The 14,870-nt window shown below is 69.6% G+C and carries 13 protein-coding genes; 3 read left to right on the forward strand and 10 right to left on the reverse strand.

All coding sequences use genetic code 11. The features are described from left to right. The first annotated feature begins 158 nt into the window (after nt 1–158). Complete coding sequence (arfA, locus tag DN051_RS26330; protein WP_112439618.1) at nt 159–1,676, forward strand: arabinosylfuranosidase ArfA; 1,518 nt, start codon at nt 159–161, stop codon at nt 1,674–1,676. 1 nt (nt 1,677) lies between these two features. Here arfA and DN051_RS26335 read toward each other — a convergent pair whose 3' ends face one another. Further along, nucleotides 1,678–1,860, reverse strand: a complete 183-nt coding sequence (locus DN051_RS26335) for a DUF397 domain-containing protein (protein WP_053758303.1) — start codon at nt 1,858–1,860, stop codon at nt 1,678–1,680. After that, complete coding sequence (locus DN051_RS26340; RefSeq protein WP_053758304.1) at nt 1,857–2,696, reverse strand: helix-turn-helix domain-containing protein; 840 nt, start codon at nt 2,694–2,696, stop codon at nt 1,857–1,859. The genes DN051_RS26335 and DN051_RS26340 overlap by 4 nt, the downstream gene beginning before the upstream one ends. 127 nt (nt 2,697–2,823) lie before the next feature. Here DN051_RS26340 and DN051_RS26345 point away from each other — a divergent pair, with 127 nt between their 5' ends. After that, nucleotides 2,824–3,294: an ATP-binding protein gene (locus DN051_RS26345; RefSeq protein WP_112439619.1), complete on the forward strand. Its 471-nt coding sequence runs from the start codon at nt 2,824–2,826 to the stop codon at nt 3,292–3,294. 25 nt (nt 3,295–3,319) lie between these two features. Here the strand turns inward: DN051_RS26345 and DN051_RS26350 are convergent, their stop codons facing one another. The 8 genes from DN051_RS26350 to DN051_RS26385 form a co-directional block, all read right to left on the reverse strand. After that, a complete protein-coding gene (locus DN051_RS26350; RefSeq protein ID WP_112439620.1) occupies nt 3,320–5,107 on the reverse strand; it encodes a pyridoxal phosphate-dependent aminotransferase in 1,788 nt (595 codons plus the stop codon). A gap of 136 nt (nt 5,108–5,243) precedes the next feature. Further along, a complete protein-coding gene (locus DN051_RS26355; protein WP_112439621.1) occupies nt 5,244–6,389 on the reverse strand; it encodes an aldose epimerase family protein in 1,146 nt (381 codons plus the stop codon). Between the two features lie 52 nt (nt 6,390–6,441). Then, nucleotides 6,442–7,686, reverse strand: a complete 1,245-nt coding sequence (mmsB, locus tag DN051_RS26360; protein WP_053758621.1) for a multiple monosaccharide ABC transporter permease — start codon at nt 7,684–7,686, stop codon at nt 6,442–6,444. After that, nucleotides 7,683–9,233: a multiple monosaccharide ABC transporter ATP-binding protein gene (mmsA, locus tag DN051_RS26365; RefSeq protein ID WP_053758620.1), complete on the reverse strand. Its 1,551-nt coding sequence runs from the start codon at nt 9,231–9,233 to the stop codon at nt 7,683–7,685. The genes mmsB and mmsA overlap by 4 nt, the downstream gene beginning before the upstream one ends. Nucleotides 9,234–9,280: 47 nt before the next feature. After that, nucleotides 9,281–10,393 carry a multiple monosaccharide ABC transporter substrate-binding protein gene (gene chvE / locus DN051_RS26370; protein WP_053758619.1) on the reverse strand — a complete coding sequence of 371 codons (1,113 nt, stop codon included), beginning with the start codon at nt 10,391–10,393 and terminating at the stop codon, nt 9,281–9,283. Between the two features lie 133 nt (nt 10,394–10,526). Next, on the reverse strand, nt 10,527–11,495 hold the full coding sequence (locus DN051_RS26375) for a hypothetical protein (protein ID WP_053758618.1): 969 nt from the start codon (nt 11,493–11,495) through the stop codon (nt 10,527–10,529). A gap of 129 nt (nt 11,496–11,624) precedes the next feature. After that, nucleotides 11,625–12,629, reverse strand: coding sequence for a zinc-dependent alcohol dehydrogenase (locus tag DN051_RS26380; protein ID WP_053758617.1), 1,005 nt, complete (start codon nt 12,627–12,629; stop codon nt 11,625–11,627). Continuing rightward, nucleotides 12,626–13,783 (reverse strand): mandelate racemase/muconate lactonizing enzyme family protein, encoded by a 1,158-nt coding sequence (locus DN051_RS26385; RefSeq protein ID WP_112439622.1) that lies wholly within the window; start codon nt 13,781–13,783, stop codon nt 12,626–12,628. The genes DN051_RS26380 and DN051_RS26385 overlap by 4 nt, the downstream gene beginning before the upstream one ends. A 256-nt stretch (nt 13,784–14,039) precedes the next feature. Between DN051_RS26385 and DN051_RS26395 the strand changes: the two genes are divergently transcribed. After that, nucleotides 14,040–14,870 carry an SCO2400 family protein gene (locus DN051_RS26395; RefSeq protein ID WP_199314681.1) on the forward strand — a complete coding sequence of 277 codons (831 nt, stop codon included), beginning with the start codon at nt 14,040–14,042 and terminating at the stop codon, nt 14,868–14,870.

Here is a 14,870-nt window from a genome sequence, read left to right on the forward strand (position 1 = left end):
GACCGTTGTTCAACCGAGAACGACCGCGACCTGTCGAAAGCCGTGTGGGCCCCATTGACGCCCAACCGCCGTGATCCTACGGTCCGTTCGAGCTTCCGAGCTACATCCGAAATACCGAACAGATCGGCCGAGGAGTATCCGCACCCCGGAAGGAACAGATGCGCACCGCACGTTTCACCCTCGACCCCGCCTTCACCGTCGGCACCGCCGGCCCCCGCCTCTTCGGGTCCTTCGTCGAACACCTCGGCCGCTGCGTCTACACCGGCATCTTCGAACCGGACCACCCCCTGGCCGACGAGGCCGGCATCCGGACCGACGTCCTGGACCTGGTCCGCGAACTGGGCGTCACGGTGATCCGCTACCCCGGCGGCAACTTCGTCTCAGGCCACCGGTGGGAGGACTCCGTCGGACCGGCCGCGGACCGCCCCCGCCGACTCGACCTCGCCTGGCACTCCACGGAGACCCACCGCTTCGGGCTCAGCGAGTACATCGGCTTCGTGCGCAGGATCGGCCCGGAGGCCGAACCGATGATGGCCGTGAACCTCGGCACCCGCGGTGTGGCCGAGGCCGTCCGGCTCCAGGAGTACGCCAACCATCCCGAGGGCACCGCGCTGTCGGACCTCCGGGTCGCGCACGGCGACAAGGACCCCTTCGGCATCAGGCTCTGGTGCCTCGGCAACGAGCTGGACGGCCCCTGGCAGACCGGCCACAAGACCGCCGAGGAGTACGGCCGCGTCGCCGCCGAGACCGCCCGCGCCATGCGGCAGCTCGACCCGGGCGTCGAACTCGTCGCCTGCGGCTCCTCGAGCCGGGCCATGCCCACCTTCGCGCAGTGGGAGGCGACGGTGCTCCAGGAGACGTACGACCTGGTCGACCACATCTCCCTGCACGCCTACTACGAACCCGTGGACGGCGACACCGACTCGTTCCTCGCCTCCGCCGTGGACATGGAGGCCTTCATCGAGAGCGTCGTCGCCACCTGCGACCACGTCGGTGCCCGCCTGAAGTCGACGAAGCGGATCGACCTCTCCTTCGACGAGTGGAACGTCTGGTACATGTCCCGGTCGCAGGAACAGGCCCGGGCCGCCGATCCGCACGACTGGCCGGAGGCCCCGCGCCTGCTGGAGGACAACTACAGCGTCACCGACGCCGTCGTCCTCGGCTCGCTGCTGATCGCGCTGCTGCGGCACGCCGACCGGGTCACCGTCGCCTGCCTCGCCCAACTGGTCAACGTCATCGCGCCGATCATGACCGAGCCCGGCGGCCCCGCCTGGCGGCAGACCACCTTCTTCCCCTTCGCGCAGGCCTCCGGGCACGGCCGCGGCCAGGTCCTCGACGTACGGGTGGACTCGCCGACGTACGTCACCCGCAGGTACGGCGAGACCGACCTGCTGCACGCCACCGCCGTGCGCGCCGAGGACGGCACGGTCACCGTCTTCGCCGTCAACCGCGGCCGGACCGAGGCGCTGCCGCTCGACGTCACCCTCAACGGGCTGGGCCTGACCGGGGTCGTCGAGCACAGCGTGCTCGCGGACGCCGACCCCGACGCCCGCAACACGCTCGACGACCCCGAGCGGGTCGTTCCGCACCGGGTGACGGGCACCGTCCTGCGGGACGGCCGGCTCACCACGGTCCTGGAGCCGCTGTCCTGGAACGTGATCAGGCTGACCCCGTAGGTCACTTCGTGAGATGGCCGAGGAAGTCGCCCCACACGGCGGGGGACACGGCCATCCGCGGTCCCTGCCGGTCCTTGGAGTCACGGACGTGCACGGTGGAGGGGGTGAGGGCGATCTCTACGCAGTCGCCCGAACCACCGCTGCTGTAACTGCTCTTGAACCAAGCCAGTTCGCTGGTGCTCATAGGTCTCCTTGCATCCGCCGCAACAGGCTCGTCGAGTCCTTGAGAGTGAGAGCCTGTGAGCGCATCCTGGCATACCGCATCTGGAGCATGCTGACCACCTTCGGGTCAGCGATGAACTGGCCGCTTTCCTGGCCCTCGCAGTAGGCGAACCACTTGTTCTCCGGGGTTTCCAGCAGTTGCATGGGACCGTCCAGCCCTGCGTGTGACTCCTGTTCCGTCGGCATGATCTGGATCTCGATGTTCCGCAGCGCCGCCATCTCCAGTAAATGGCCGACAAGCTGCCGCGTGACCGCCTCGCCTCCGGTCCGCCGCCGGAAGAGGTGTTCCTCCAGGATGAAGCTGAACGCCGTGTTGGGGCGTTCCCGTAACAGCCGTTGCCGTTCCGCACGGGCCGTCCACTGCGCCTCGATCTGCTCGTCACCCAGGGGCGGAAGCTGATTCGTGAACAACGTTCGCCCGTAGGCTTCTGTCTGCAACAGTCCTGGAATCAACCGGCATTCGTACGTGTACAGCGTGATGGCCGCCTTCTCCATGTGCGCCCAGCGCCTGAACCACGCCGCCAGCCCGGGTTGCCGACCCAGGTGCTCCGCCGCCCTGCGCAGCGCCCCCGTGTTGCCCAGCACCTCCTCCGCCCGCTCCACGAACGCCGGATCCGGCATACGCCTGCCCAGCTCCACCGACGCCACGGTGTGTTTGGAGTAACGCACCCGCTCGCCCAGCTCCTGTCGGCTCAGCCCCGCGTGTTCCCGTAACGCCTGGACCATCGCTCCGAACGTCCGCATGCTGTCGGACGACTCGGGCTCGCCACCGCTACCCACCACACCCTCGACGACCATCGGTCACCTCCGCGCCCCATGGTCACGGCCCGTCACGAGTACAGTCCAGCCCGCGACCGCGTACGCCGCCCCCGCGTACGCGGCCGATGCCTGGTGAACCGCCCTTTCCGGCCCTCACATTGGGCCCATGAGCGCATCACCCTCCGCCCGCCCGCCGGTTACCGTACGTGTGTTCACGCAGCGGTTGAGTTCCACGCCGCGAGGTGCCCGGCTCGCCAGGTACCTCGCGCTGAACCAGCTCGTCGCCTGGGGCGTCCCGCGTGGCACGGACCTCCTGGACATCGTGGCCGTCGTCGTCGCCGAGCTGGCCGCGAACGCCGTGACCCACGGCCGGGTGCCGGGCCGGGACTTCGAACTGCGGCTCGCCCTGGTCCCCGGCAGCGTCCGGATCGAGGTCACCGACACGCGCACCGCGCCCTGCCCGGCCGGTCCCGGTGACGTACGGCCCCCATGTCCGTCGGACGAATCGGGGCGGGGCCTGGTGCTGGTCGAAGCCCTGGCCGACCGGTGGAAGGTGCTGGACCGGAGTCCGGCGCCGGGGAAGACCGTGCGCGCGGAGGTGGACCTGCCGGGATGGCTCCGGCTGTTCCGTACGTGACGGAACAGCACGCCGACCCCGTGGGTCAGCCCGTCTGCCCCATCCCGGCCGCGTTCGGCCAGTGGGTGGCGCCCGGCCAGCCGGTCGCGGGTGCGGTGGCCAGGCCGGCCGGTACACCGGGGCCGGTCATGCCCCGCACCTGGGCGGCGGTGAGGCCGCCCCGGGCGGGCACACCGGGCGGGGTGGGGCCGGAGGGCTGCTGGGGGATCGCCTGGGGCGGCATGGCCTGCGGCATCGCGGGCTGCGGGATCGCGGGCTGCGGGATCGGGGGCTGGGGGACGACCTGCTGGGGGATGGCGGGCTGGGGGAACGGCGGCTGGGGGGCGAGCGGTTGGGGGTACGACTGGACCAGTTCGGGCTGGGGCACCGCCTGGGCGACCGCGGGCAGCGGGAGCTGGGGTTGGGGCGGCGGGAACTGCTGGGGTACGGCCGGTGGCGGGAAGGCCTGCGCGGCGGCCGGCATGGGCATCTCCGGCCCGCCGGGCTGCGGCGCGGCCGGCATCGGCATACCGGTGCCGGCGGCCGGGGCGGCTGCCGGGCCCGGGCCACCGGCACCGGCCGCACCGATGGCGCCGACGGCCTGAGCGGCAAGGCCGTGCATCCCGGCGCCATTGGTGGCACTGACGAGCCGGTCCACCGCCGCCGTGCCCGAGCTGTAGCTGGTCCCGGTGCCCAGCTCGGGCACGGCGGCTCCCCTCCTGGTCCCGTAGAGCACCTGTTCCAGGCCGGACACCAGGCGACGCACGTCCACCTGGGGGCGCACCACGAGCCGCAGGAAGCGGCTGGAGGATCCGATCTTGTTGCCGCACTCCCGGACCAGGACCCGGTGCTCGGTCAGCAGCCGGTCCCGGACCACGGTGCCCTCGGCGCCCACGGGCAGGCGCACGAAGAGGAAGTTCCCCTGGGAGGGGTAGACCGTGAGGCCGGGGAGCGCGGAGAGCTGGCTGGCCATCTCCAGCCGGTCGCGGCGGACCTGCTGGAGGCTCTGCGTGTACTCCGCGCCGTGCTCCTTCAGCATGAACACCACGTGCTCGGCGAAGGAGTTGAGATTCCACTTGGGCAGCATCGAGCGGATCCGGCCGGCCAGCGCCGGGTTGGCCACCAGATAGCCGAAGCGGATGCCGTGCAGCCCGAAGTTCTTGCCGAGGCTGCGCAGCACGACGACGTTGGGCCGGATCATCGCCTCCTGGACGACGCTGGGCTCTGCCTCGGCGTCGGCGAACTCCAGGAACGACTCGTCGATCACGACCAGGTCCCGGTCCGCCATCGCGTCCATGAACTGCACGACCGAGTGCTTGTGCAGAAAGCCGCCGTCGGGGTTGTTGGGGTTGCAGATGACGGCGACTCGGGTGCCGCGGGCCCGGATGAACTCGGCGTACTGCGCGAGGTCCAGGGCGAAGCCGCCGGACTCCTGGAGCGGGAACATGTCGACCCGCTTGCCGGTCTCCATCGGCTGGTCGGTCCAGCGGCCGAAGGTGGGGACGGGGACGGCGAGGGACTCACGGACCAGCAGGTGGTCGATCCAGGTGATCAGCTCGGTCGATCCGTTGCCCATCGCCACGCACTGCGGCGGGAGCTGGAGCAGGCTGCACAGTTCGGCGGTGATGGTGTCGGCGCTGCTCGGGTAGTACGTGATGATGTCCCGCAGCCTGCTCGCCATGTCGTCGAACATGGCCGGGGTGGGGAAGTACGGATTGCAGGGGATGCAGAAGTCCACCGGGCCGGCCCCGTCCCCGCCCTCCCGCGCCAGCGCAGCCATGGAGGGGCTGTGCGCCGCGGTGCTGCGGAACAACGACGTGACGTTGTCGGCCATGGAACCTCCGAGTGAGGCGGGCCCGGTGGGGAGGTCCGGGCCCGTCGTCCGGGTGGCCCGCGCGGGGGAGCACGGGCCACCCGTTCATACGTGTCGGGCCGAGGCGCCGTTCAAGCGGTGTGAGGAAAATGTGTGCTCACGCGCTGAACGAGTGCACCGTCGTCGACCGGTAGGTCTGCCCCGGCCGCAGCACCGTCGACGGGAACGACGGGTGGTTCGGCGAGTCCGGGTAGTGCTGTGTCTCCAGGCAGAGGCCGTCGCCCTGCCGGTAGACGGTGCCGCCGCTGCCGACGAGCGAGCCGTCCAGGAAGTTGCCGGAGTAGAACTGGAGCCCCGGCTCGGTGGTGGCGATCCGCAGGGTGCGGCCCGAGGACGGGTCGCGCAGGGTGGCGATGTGCCCGGGGCGGGAGGTGATGCCCTTGTCGAGGACCCAGTTGTGGTCCAGGCCCTTGCCGTGGAGCAGTTGCGGGTGCGCCACGCGGATGTCCTCGCCGACGGTCTTGGCGCGGCGGAAGTCGAAGGGGGTGCCGGCCACCTTCGCCAGTTCGCCCGTGGGGATCAGCCCCGCGTCGACCGGTGTGTAGCGGGAGGCGGCGATGGACAGCTCGTGGTCGTACACGGTGCCGCTCGACTCGCCGGCCAGGTTCCAGTACACGTGGCTGGTGAGGTTCACGACGGTGGCCCGGTCGGTGGTGGCCTCGTAGTCGATCCGCCAGTCGCCGTCGCGGGTCAGGGTGTAGGTGACCTTCGTGCGGAGCGTGCCCGGGTAGCCCATCTCGCCGTCGACGCTGGTGTAGTACAGGTGCAGGCCGACGTCGGAGCCCTTGGTGAACGGCTCCACGTCCCACACCCGCTTGTCGAAGCCCTGCGCGCCGCCGTGCAGGGTGTTCTCGCCGTCGTTGACGGACACCTGGTGGGTCCGGCCGTCCAGGGTGAAGCGGCCCTCGGCGATGCGGTTGCCGTACCGGCCGATCAGCGCGCCGAAGTACGGGCTGGAGGACACGTAGTCCTCGAGGGTGTCGAAGCCCAGCGAGACGTTGGTGTGCCGGCCGCGGCGGTCGGGGACCTCCAGGGACTGCACGATCCCGCCGTAGGAGAGGACCTTCAGGCGGGTGCCGCCGTTCTCCAGGGACCAGCGGTGGACCCTGGTGCCGTCGGCGAGCGTGCCGAACGGTGTCCGTACCGGCTTCCTGACCTCGGCGGCGTGCGCGGTGCCGAGGGTGGCGGCGGTGACTCCGGCTGCCGCGGCCCCGACGATGACCGTACGTCTGCTCATGTCCATGTGCGGCTCCTGCAAGGGAAGGGGCCCCGCCGAGCGGCGGGGCCCGGCGGGTCTACGAACCGACCTTGCGCTTGTTCCACACGTCGAACCCGACGGCCGCCAGCAGTACCAGGCCCTTGATGACCTGCTGCCAGTCGGTGCCGATGCCGACGAGGTTCATACCGTTGTTCAGCACGCCCAGGACCAGACCGCCGATGATCGCGCCGAGCACGGTGCCGACACCGCCGCTCATCGACGCGCCGCCGATGAACGAGGCCGCGATCGCCTCCAGCTCGAAGTTCAGGCCGGCCTTGGGCGAGGCCGCGTTGAAGCGGGCGGCGAAGACCAGACCCGCCAGGGCCGCGAGCATGCCCATGTTCAGGAAGACCAGGAAGGTGACCTTCTTGTCCTTCACGCCCGACAGCTTGGCCGCGGGCAGGTTGCCGCCGATCGCGTAGATGTGCCGGCCGATGATCGCGTTGCGCATCACGTAGCCGAAGCCGACGAGCAGCACACCGAGGATGAGCAGCACGATCGGGGCGCCCTTGTAGCTGGCCAGCAGCAGGGTGAGCGTGAGCACCGCGGCGGACAGCGCGATCAGCTTCAGCACGAACAGCTTGGTCGGCGGCACGTCCAGCGCGAACTCCTGCTGGCGCCTGCGGTCGCGGAACTCCTGGAACACCACGAAGGCGATCAGCGCGAACCCGAGCAGCAGGGTGAGGTTGTGATAGTTCGTCTGTGGACCGGTCTCGGGCAGGAAGCCGTTGGCGACCTTCTGCAGGCCCTCGGGGAACGGGCCGAGGGTCTGGCCCTCCAGGAAGATCTCGGTCAGCCCGCGGAAGATCAGCATGCCCGCGAGGGTCACGATGAACGACGGTATGCCGCCGTAGGCGATGAAGAACCCCTGTGCCGCGCCCGCCAGCGCGCCCATGGCCAGGCACAGGATCACGGCGACCGGCCAGGGCAGGTCGTTGCGCACCATGAACACGGCGGCCATCGAGCCGATGAACGCGGTCAGCGACCCGACCGACAGATCGATGTGCCCGGCGATGATGACGAGCATCATGCCGATCGCCAGGATCAGGATGTAGCTGTTCTGCAGGACCAGGTTGGAGACGTTGCGCGGCAGCAGCAGGTCGCCGTCGGTCCACACCGCGAACAGCACCACGATCAGGCCGAGCGCGATCAGCATGCCGTACTGCCGCATGTTGCGGCGCATGCCGTCCAGCAGCAACTGGAGCAGGCCGTCGCCCGAGGTCGTGCCGCCCTTGCCGGGCGGCGCGGGGGCCGGCGTCCTGGCCGTCACATCCGTGCTCATCGGGTTACCTCTTTGTCCTTCGTCATCTGACGCATCAGCGATTCCTGCGAGGCCTCGGCCCGCGAGAACTCACCGGTCAGCCGGCCCGCGGCCATCGTGTAGATGCGGTCGCACATGCCGAGCAGCTCCGGCAGCTCGGAGGAGATGAAGACGACCGCCTTGCCCTCGGCGGCCAGCCGGTCGATGACCGTGTAGATCTCGTACTTGGCACCGACGTCGATGCCGCGCGTCGGCTCGTCCAGGATCAGCACGTCCGGACCCGCGAAGATCCACTTGCTGAGGACGACCTTCTGCTGGTTGCCGCCGGACAGTTTGCCCACCGGCTCGAAGACGGTGGGCGCCTTGATGTTCATGGACTTGCGGTAGCCCTCGGCGACCTGCCGCTCCTCGTGCTCGTCGACCACACCGCGCTTGGCGACCTTCCCCAGGGCACTGAGGGAGATGTTGCGGTTGATGGTGTCGATGAGGTTGAGGCCGTAGTGCTTGCGGTCCTCGGTGACATAGGCGATGCCGTGCCGGACCGCCTCCGGGACGGTTCTGGTGCGGATCTCACGCCCGTCCTTGAGGACCGAACCGCCCGCGTGCCGGCCGTACGTCCGCCCGAACACGCTCATCGCGAGCTCGGTGCGGCCGGCGCCCATCAGGCCCGCGATGCCGACGATCTCGCCGCGCCGCACCGTGAGCGACACGTCGTCGACCACCTTGCGCTGCTGGTCGATCGGGTGGTGCACGGTCCAGTTGCGGATCTCCAGCGCGGGCGCGGCACCCTCCTCCGGCTCGTGCGGGGTCCGCTCCGGGAAGCGGTGCTCCAGGTCGCGGCCGACCATCCCGCTGATGATCCGGTCCTCGGTGGTCTCGGGCGCCCGTACGTCGAGCGTCTCGATGGTGCGCCCGTCGCGCAGGATCGTCACCGAGTCGGCGACCCGGCGGATCTCGTTGAGCTTGTGGGAGATGATGATCGAGGTGATGCCCTGCTTCTTCAGCTCCAGGATGAGGTCCAGCAGCTTGCCGCTGTCCTCGTCGTTGAGCGCGGCGGTCGGCTCATCCAGGATGAGCAGCTTCACCTTCTTCGACAGGGCCTTCGCGATCTCGACGAGCTGCTGCTTGCCCACGCCGATGTCGGCGACGCGGGTGTCCGGGTGGTCACCGAGCCCGACCCGCCGCAGCAGCTCGGTGGCGTGCCGCAGCGTCTCGGTCCAGCTGATGATCCCCCGGGTCGCGTGCTCGTTGCCGAGGAAGATGTTCTCCGCGATGGAGAGATACGGCACCAGGGCCAGTTCCTGATGGATGATGACGATGCCGTGGTGCTCGCTCGCCCGGATGTCCTTGAACCGGCAGGGCTCCCCCTCGAAGAGGATCTCGCCCTCGTAGGTGCCGTGCGGGTGGACGCCGGAGAGGACCTTCATCAGGGTCGACTTGCCGGCGCCGTTCTCCCCGCAGATGGCGTGGACCTCGCCCTGCCGGACGGTCAGTGTGACGTCCGACAGCGCTTTGACGCCGGGAAAGGTCTTGACGATCGAGCGCATTTCCAGGACGGGTCCCGCCATGGTCGTGCCTTCCAATCCCTAGGGTTAGGCGGTCAGTTGGGATTCGGTCACTTCAGGTCGCTCTCCTTGAGGTAGCCGGAGTCGACCACGGTCTCCTGGTAGTTGGCCTTGTCGACGGCGACCGGCTCCAGCAGGTACGCGGGCACGACCTTCGAGCCGTTGTCGTAGGTCTTGTCGTCGTTGACCTCGGGCTTCTTGTCGTTCAGCAGGGCGTCGACCATGTTGGAGGCCACCTTGGCGAGTTCGCGGGTGTCCTTGTAGACGGTCATCGACTGCTCGTCGGCGATGATCGACTTCACCGAGGCGACCTCGGCGTCCTGTCCGGTGACCACCGGCAGCGGCTTGGCCTTGGAGCCGTAGTCGTCCGACTTCAGCGCCGACAGGATGCCGATCGAGATGCCGTCGTACGGCGAGAGGACCGCGTCGACCCGGTCGCTCTTGTAGGCCGAGGTCAGGATGTCGTCCATGCGCTTCTGCGCGGTGCCGCCGTCCCAGCGCAGGGTGGTGACCTGGTTCAGGTCGGTCTGGCCGGACTTGACGACCAGCTGCTTCTTGTCGATGTACGGCTGGAGGACGTTCATCGCGCCCTGGAAGAAGTAGCGCGTGTTGTTGTCGTCGTTGGAGCCGGCGAACAGCTCGACGTTGAACGGCCCCTTCTTGCTGCCGTCCTTCAGGCCGAGCTTCTCGACCATGTAGGTGCCCTGGAGCTCGCCGACCTTCTCGTTGTCGAACGACGCGTAGTAGTCGACGTTCTCGGTGCCCAGGATCAGGCGGTCGTAGGAGATCACCGGGATGTCGGCGTCCTTGGCCTGCTGGAGGACGTTGTTCATCGACTTGTTGTCGATGGCCGCGATGATCAGGGCGCTCACGCCCTGCGTGATCAGGTTCTCGATCTGCGAGACCTGCTGGTCGGGGTCGTCCTCGCCGTAGACCAGCTTGGTCTTGTAGCCCTTGGACTCCAGATCCTTGACGACGTTGTTGCCGTCGGCGATCCAGCGCTCGGAGGACTTGGTCGGCATCGCGATGCCGATGGTGGCGCCGTCGGCGCCGCCCTTGTCCTCCTCACTGCCGCCCTCGCTGTTCTGGCCGCAGGCGGACAGGGCGAGGGCGAGGGAGGTGGCTGCGGCTGCGGCGGCGAGTGCGGCTCGGCGATTGCGCATGGTCATCTTCCTTGATGTCAGCACGGCTGGGTCAGGGTGTGCGGCGACGCTGGGAACGGCCCGGAGGGCCGCGTCGTGGATGTGGGATTCTGTTTGTCTGCGTCCTCTTCTGTGAAGAGGACAGCTCCAAGCTTTATGAACATGTGTCAAATCGCTGAAGACTGCCGGGCATCCGTGAGCCCAGCGGAGCCATCTCCGCGTCGGCTCCGTGCCGGGCGAGCAGGTCCAGGGCCAGCCGGCCGCGCCGCACCCGCTCCCTGGCGGTGGCCAGGGTGACGTCCCGCATGTGGTGGCCGTACGGGTAGATCCCGGGAGCCTTGGACAGGCCGAACTTCAGATAGAGCGGTGCGCCGCGCCGGATCAGCTCGGCGACCTCGTACATCCGCACATAGCCGCCGAGATCGTCGGGGGCCTCGATGTACATGTCCATGGGGGCGCCGGACACCCGCCGGATCTCGGTGAGGTGATCCAACGTCAGATCGCTGGGCACATTGACCGAGTCGGCGCCCAGCCGCTCGTACACGGCGTACGACGCCGGGTTGACCGGACCGATCAGCGCCGACACCTTCAGGGTGGTGTCGGCCGGGATGATCCCGGCCTCGCGCGCCCGGTGCAGGGTCCACAGCACACCCTCGTCGGCGACGAGCAGGCACTTCACCCCCAGCTCCGTGGCCCGTACGGCGTCCTCGACGCACCCGGCGACCGCGTCGTGGCCGCGGGTCCGCGGGCCCGCGCCGCGCGAGTCCGTCCGGGTCGAGCCGCCGATGTCCCAGGTGCCGCGCGGGCCGGTGAACAGGCAGAGCTCGATGTCGCGTTCGGCGGTTGCCTCGACCATCTCGGTGATCTCGGCGTCGGTCAGCATCCACACCCCGCTGCCCTGGCTGATCCGGTGGATCGGCACATCGAGGAGCGAGGACTCCTTGAGGACCACCGCCAGCGCCTCGGGTCCCTCGCACGAGGGGATCTCGGTGCGCCAGCGGCCACCCCCGGGGAAGGTGTGCGGTGAGGCGTCGGAGGGGTCGAGGGCGGGCGCGCCCAGGCCGAGCGCGGTGAGCACCTGCTCACCGGGCCTGCGGGCTGCCCTGACGGAAGCGTCGGTCACAAGCTGTCCTTCATTGTTCGAGATATTCGAAATATTCGAGATATCGGACAAGGTTCGCCGCTGTGGACGGAAAGCGGCCCGGGTACGCCGGTACGGCGGCCGTCGGGTCGCCCCCGTACCGGCGTACGTCTAGGGCCGCAGCAGCACCTTGCCCACCTTCGGATCACCGGCGCCGACCAGCTCGATGGCCTGGGCGAACTCGGTGAGCGGCAGCTCGTGGGTGACCAGCGGCAGCGGGTCGAGCAGCCCCGCGCCGAACACCCGCACCGTGTGCGCCCAGGCGTCCGGCGGCGCCCCGAAGACGGTGTGCACCTCCAGTTGCCGCACCACCAGGTCCGTCGGGTCCAGACCGTCGGCGCCGGGCGCCGGGATCCCCGTCAGGACCAGCCGGCCGCCGCGCCGCAGCAGGGCGGCGGCGGTGCGGGCGGCGTCGGCGGAGCCGGCCGTCTCGATCACCACGTCGAAGTCGCCGGGGAGCTCCTCGTCCTTGGTGCGGAACTCCGTCGCGCCGAACTCGCGGGACAGGGCGGCACGGTCCGGTCGGGTGCCGACGACCAGCAGCTCGGCCGGTGAGGCCGCGTGCAGGAACTGCACCGCGAACATCCCGAGCGTGCCGGTGCCGACGACGGCCACCCGCTCGCCCGGCAGGGGCCGGCCCTTCAGCGCGGCGGCGGCGATACAGGCGGCCGGCTCCAGCAGGGCGGCGGCGGTGAGGTCCGCGTCGTCCGGCAGGGTGTGCAGCAGCCGCGCCGGGAGGGTGAGCGTGCCGGCCATGGCGCCCGGCTGGGTGAAGCCGGTCTCCTCGTAGCCGTGGGTGCACAGCGTGGTCTCGCCGGCGTGGCAGCGGTCGCACACCTGGCAGTTGCGGAAGCCCTCGCCGACCACCTTGCGGCCGACCAGGTCCCCGGGCACCCCGGCGCCCACCGCCGCCACCGTGCCCGACCACTCGTGGCCGGGGGTGAGGGGGTAGCGGACGTAGCCCTCGGGCCGGTTGCCCTGGTACACCTCGCGGTCGCTGCCGCAGATGCCGACCGCGTGCACCCGCACCAGCGCCTCGCCGGGACCGGGTGGGCGCGGTGTGTGCTCGACGAGCCGGTGCTCGCCGGGCGCCTCGACGACGACGGCGGTGCTCACCGGGACTCCTTCGGCCTGCGCTGCTCCCAGCCCTCGGCCCACAGGTCGAACCGGGCCTGCTGCTGCGGGAACTCGGCCGCCGCGTCGGTGTCCAGCTCGACGCCGAGGCCGGGGGCGTCGGAGAGGTAAAAGTAGCCGTCGACGACCTCGGGGGCGCCCTTGACCACCTTCTTGATCTCCGCGTCGGCGAAGTCGTTGAAGTGCTCCAGGATCTTGAAGTTCGGCGTGGTGAAACCGACCTGGAGCGAGGCGGCGGTGAGCACCGACCCGCCGACGTTGTGCGGCGCGACGAGCATGTAGTGGGTCTCCGCCGTGGCGGCCAGCTTCCGGGTCTCCCAGATGCCGCCGATGTGCCCGACGTCCGGCTGGATGATGTCGACGGCCTGGCTCTCGAACAGCTCGCGGAACTCGATCCGGTCGTGGATGCGCTCACCGGTCGCGACCGGCATGTCCACCTTGGCGGCGACCTTCTCCAGGGCCTTCAGGTTCTCCGGCGGAACCGGCTCCTCCAGCCACGCGGGCTTGAAGGGCGCCAGTTCGTGGGCGAGCCGTACGGCGGTGGCGGGGGAGAAGCGGCCGTGCATCTCCAGCATCAGCTCCGTCTCCGGGCCGATGGCGTCGCGCACGGCCTCGATGAGGGAGACGGCGTACAGGCTCTGCTCGTGGTCGAGTTCGAAGTGGCCGGTGCCGAAGGGGTCGATCTTCAGGGCCTTGTAGCCGCGGGCCATGACCTCCTGGGCGGCCTTGTGGTAGGCCTCCGGGGTCCGCTCCGTGGTGTACCAGCCGTTGGCGTACGCCTTGACCCGGTCGGTCACCTTGCCGCCGAGCAGCTGCCAGACGGGCACGCCGAGCGCCTTGCCCTTGATGTCCCAGCAGGCCATCTCGACCAGGGCGATACCGGACATCACGATCTCCCCGGCGCGTCCGTAGTCGCCGTACTTCATACGCCGGACCAGGGCTTCCGTGTCGAACGGGTCGGCGCCGAGAATATGGTTGGCCTGGGCTTCCTTCAGGTAACCGACGAGGGCGTCGGTGTGGCCCAGCATCCGCGTCTCGCCGACACCGGTCACTCCCTCGTCGGTGTGCACCTGGACGTAGGTCAGGTTGCGCCACGGCGTCCCGACCACGTGTGTGCTGATTCCGGTGATGCGCACGGCAGTTGCCCCTTGTGAACGTCGGCTCTGTTCGAAATTTCGTCACACGTTCGAAATGTTGGCGTGACAGTAAGGAGGGGGCGGTCGGGGTGTCAATGGGGGGAGCGCATAACGGTTTCGGCACGTTCGGACGCCGGTTTCGAGCAGAAGGGGTGAGTTGCCCTCAACTCACCACGCCGGAACGGGTCGTTCCCCACAGAACATTCACAGCGGCGACTAGGAACGTTACCGGTTCAAAACTTAACCTTCCCGCGTCATGGACTACTGCCACCCGTGCCGACGGCACCTGAACGGCGCCCTTGCCTGCCCGGGGTGCGGCACCTCTGCTGATCAGCTCCGCGGATACGCGGAGGAAACGGTTGTGCACACTGTTGTGCGGACGGACGTACGGACCGATGTCCGTACCGACGTCGTCACGGTGGTGCGCACGACGGGATCCGACGAGCCGTACGACGGCTCCGACGACGATGCCGACGCCGAATACGACGACGAATACGACGACGACGGTGACGACGGCGAGGACGACGACCGTTCCGCCCGCGGCTCCCGGCGGCGTCGCCAGCCGGGCGTGAGCCGTCGCGACCGCAAGGCCGCGGCGCACCGGCGCCGGCGCAAGCGCGTCCTTCTCGTCGGCGCGGGCTTCCTCCTGGCCGCCGGTGTGCTCAGTCTCGCCGAACTCGGTCTGGACGCCGGCTCGGGGCCGAAGCCGACCGCGGCCGGGGACGCGTCGGCGGACGGCGGGGCCGCGGAGGCCTCCGAGTCCGCGGACGCCGGCACCGGCGGCTCCCAGGGGACCGGCCCGGGCTCCCCGGGTGCCTCGGCGTCCGCCTCGCCCTCGAAGTCCGGCGAGGACGACAAGGACGAGAAGGACGGCAAGGACGGCAAGGACAAGGACGACGAGGAGTCGGCGTCGCCGAACGACGCCGGGTCGCCGGGCCCGAGTTCCGCCCCCTCGACACCGCCCCCCGCGGCACCCCCGGCCCCGGATCCGACGCCGACCCCGACGGCGCAGCCGACCAGCGAGGAACCGCAGCCGGATCCGGAGCCGTCGCAGACGTGCGAGCGCTTCCTGTGGTGGTGCACCTGA

The organism is Streptomyces cadmiisoli (assembly GCF_003261055.1).
Classification (GTDB): domain Bacteria; phylum Actinomycetota; class Actinomycetes; order Streptomycetales; family Streptomycetaceae; genus Streptomyces; species Streptomyces cadmiisoli.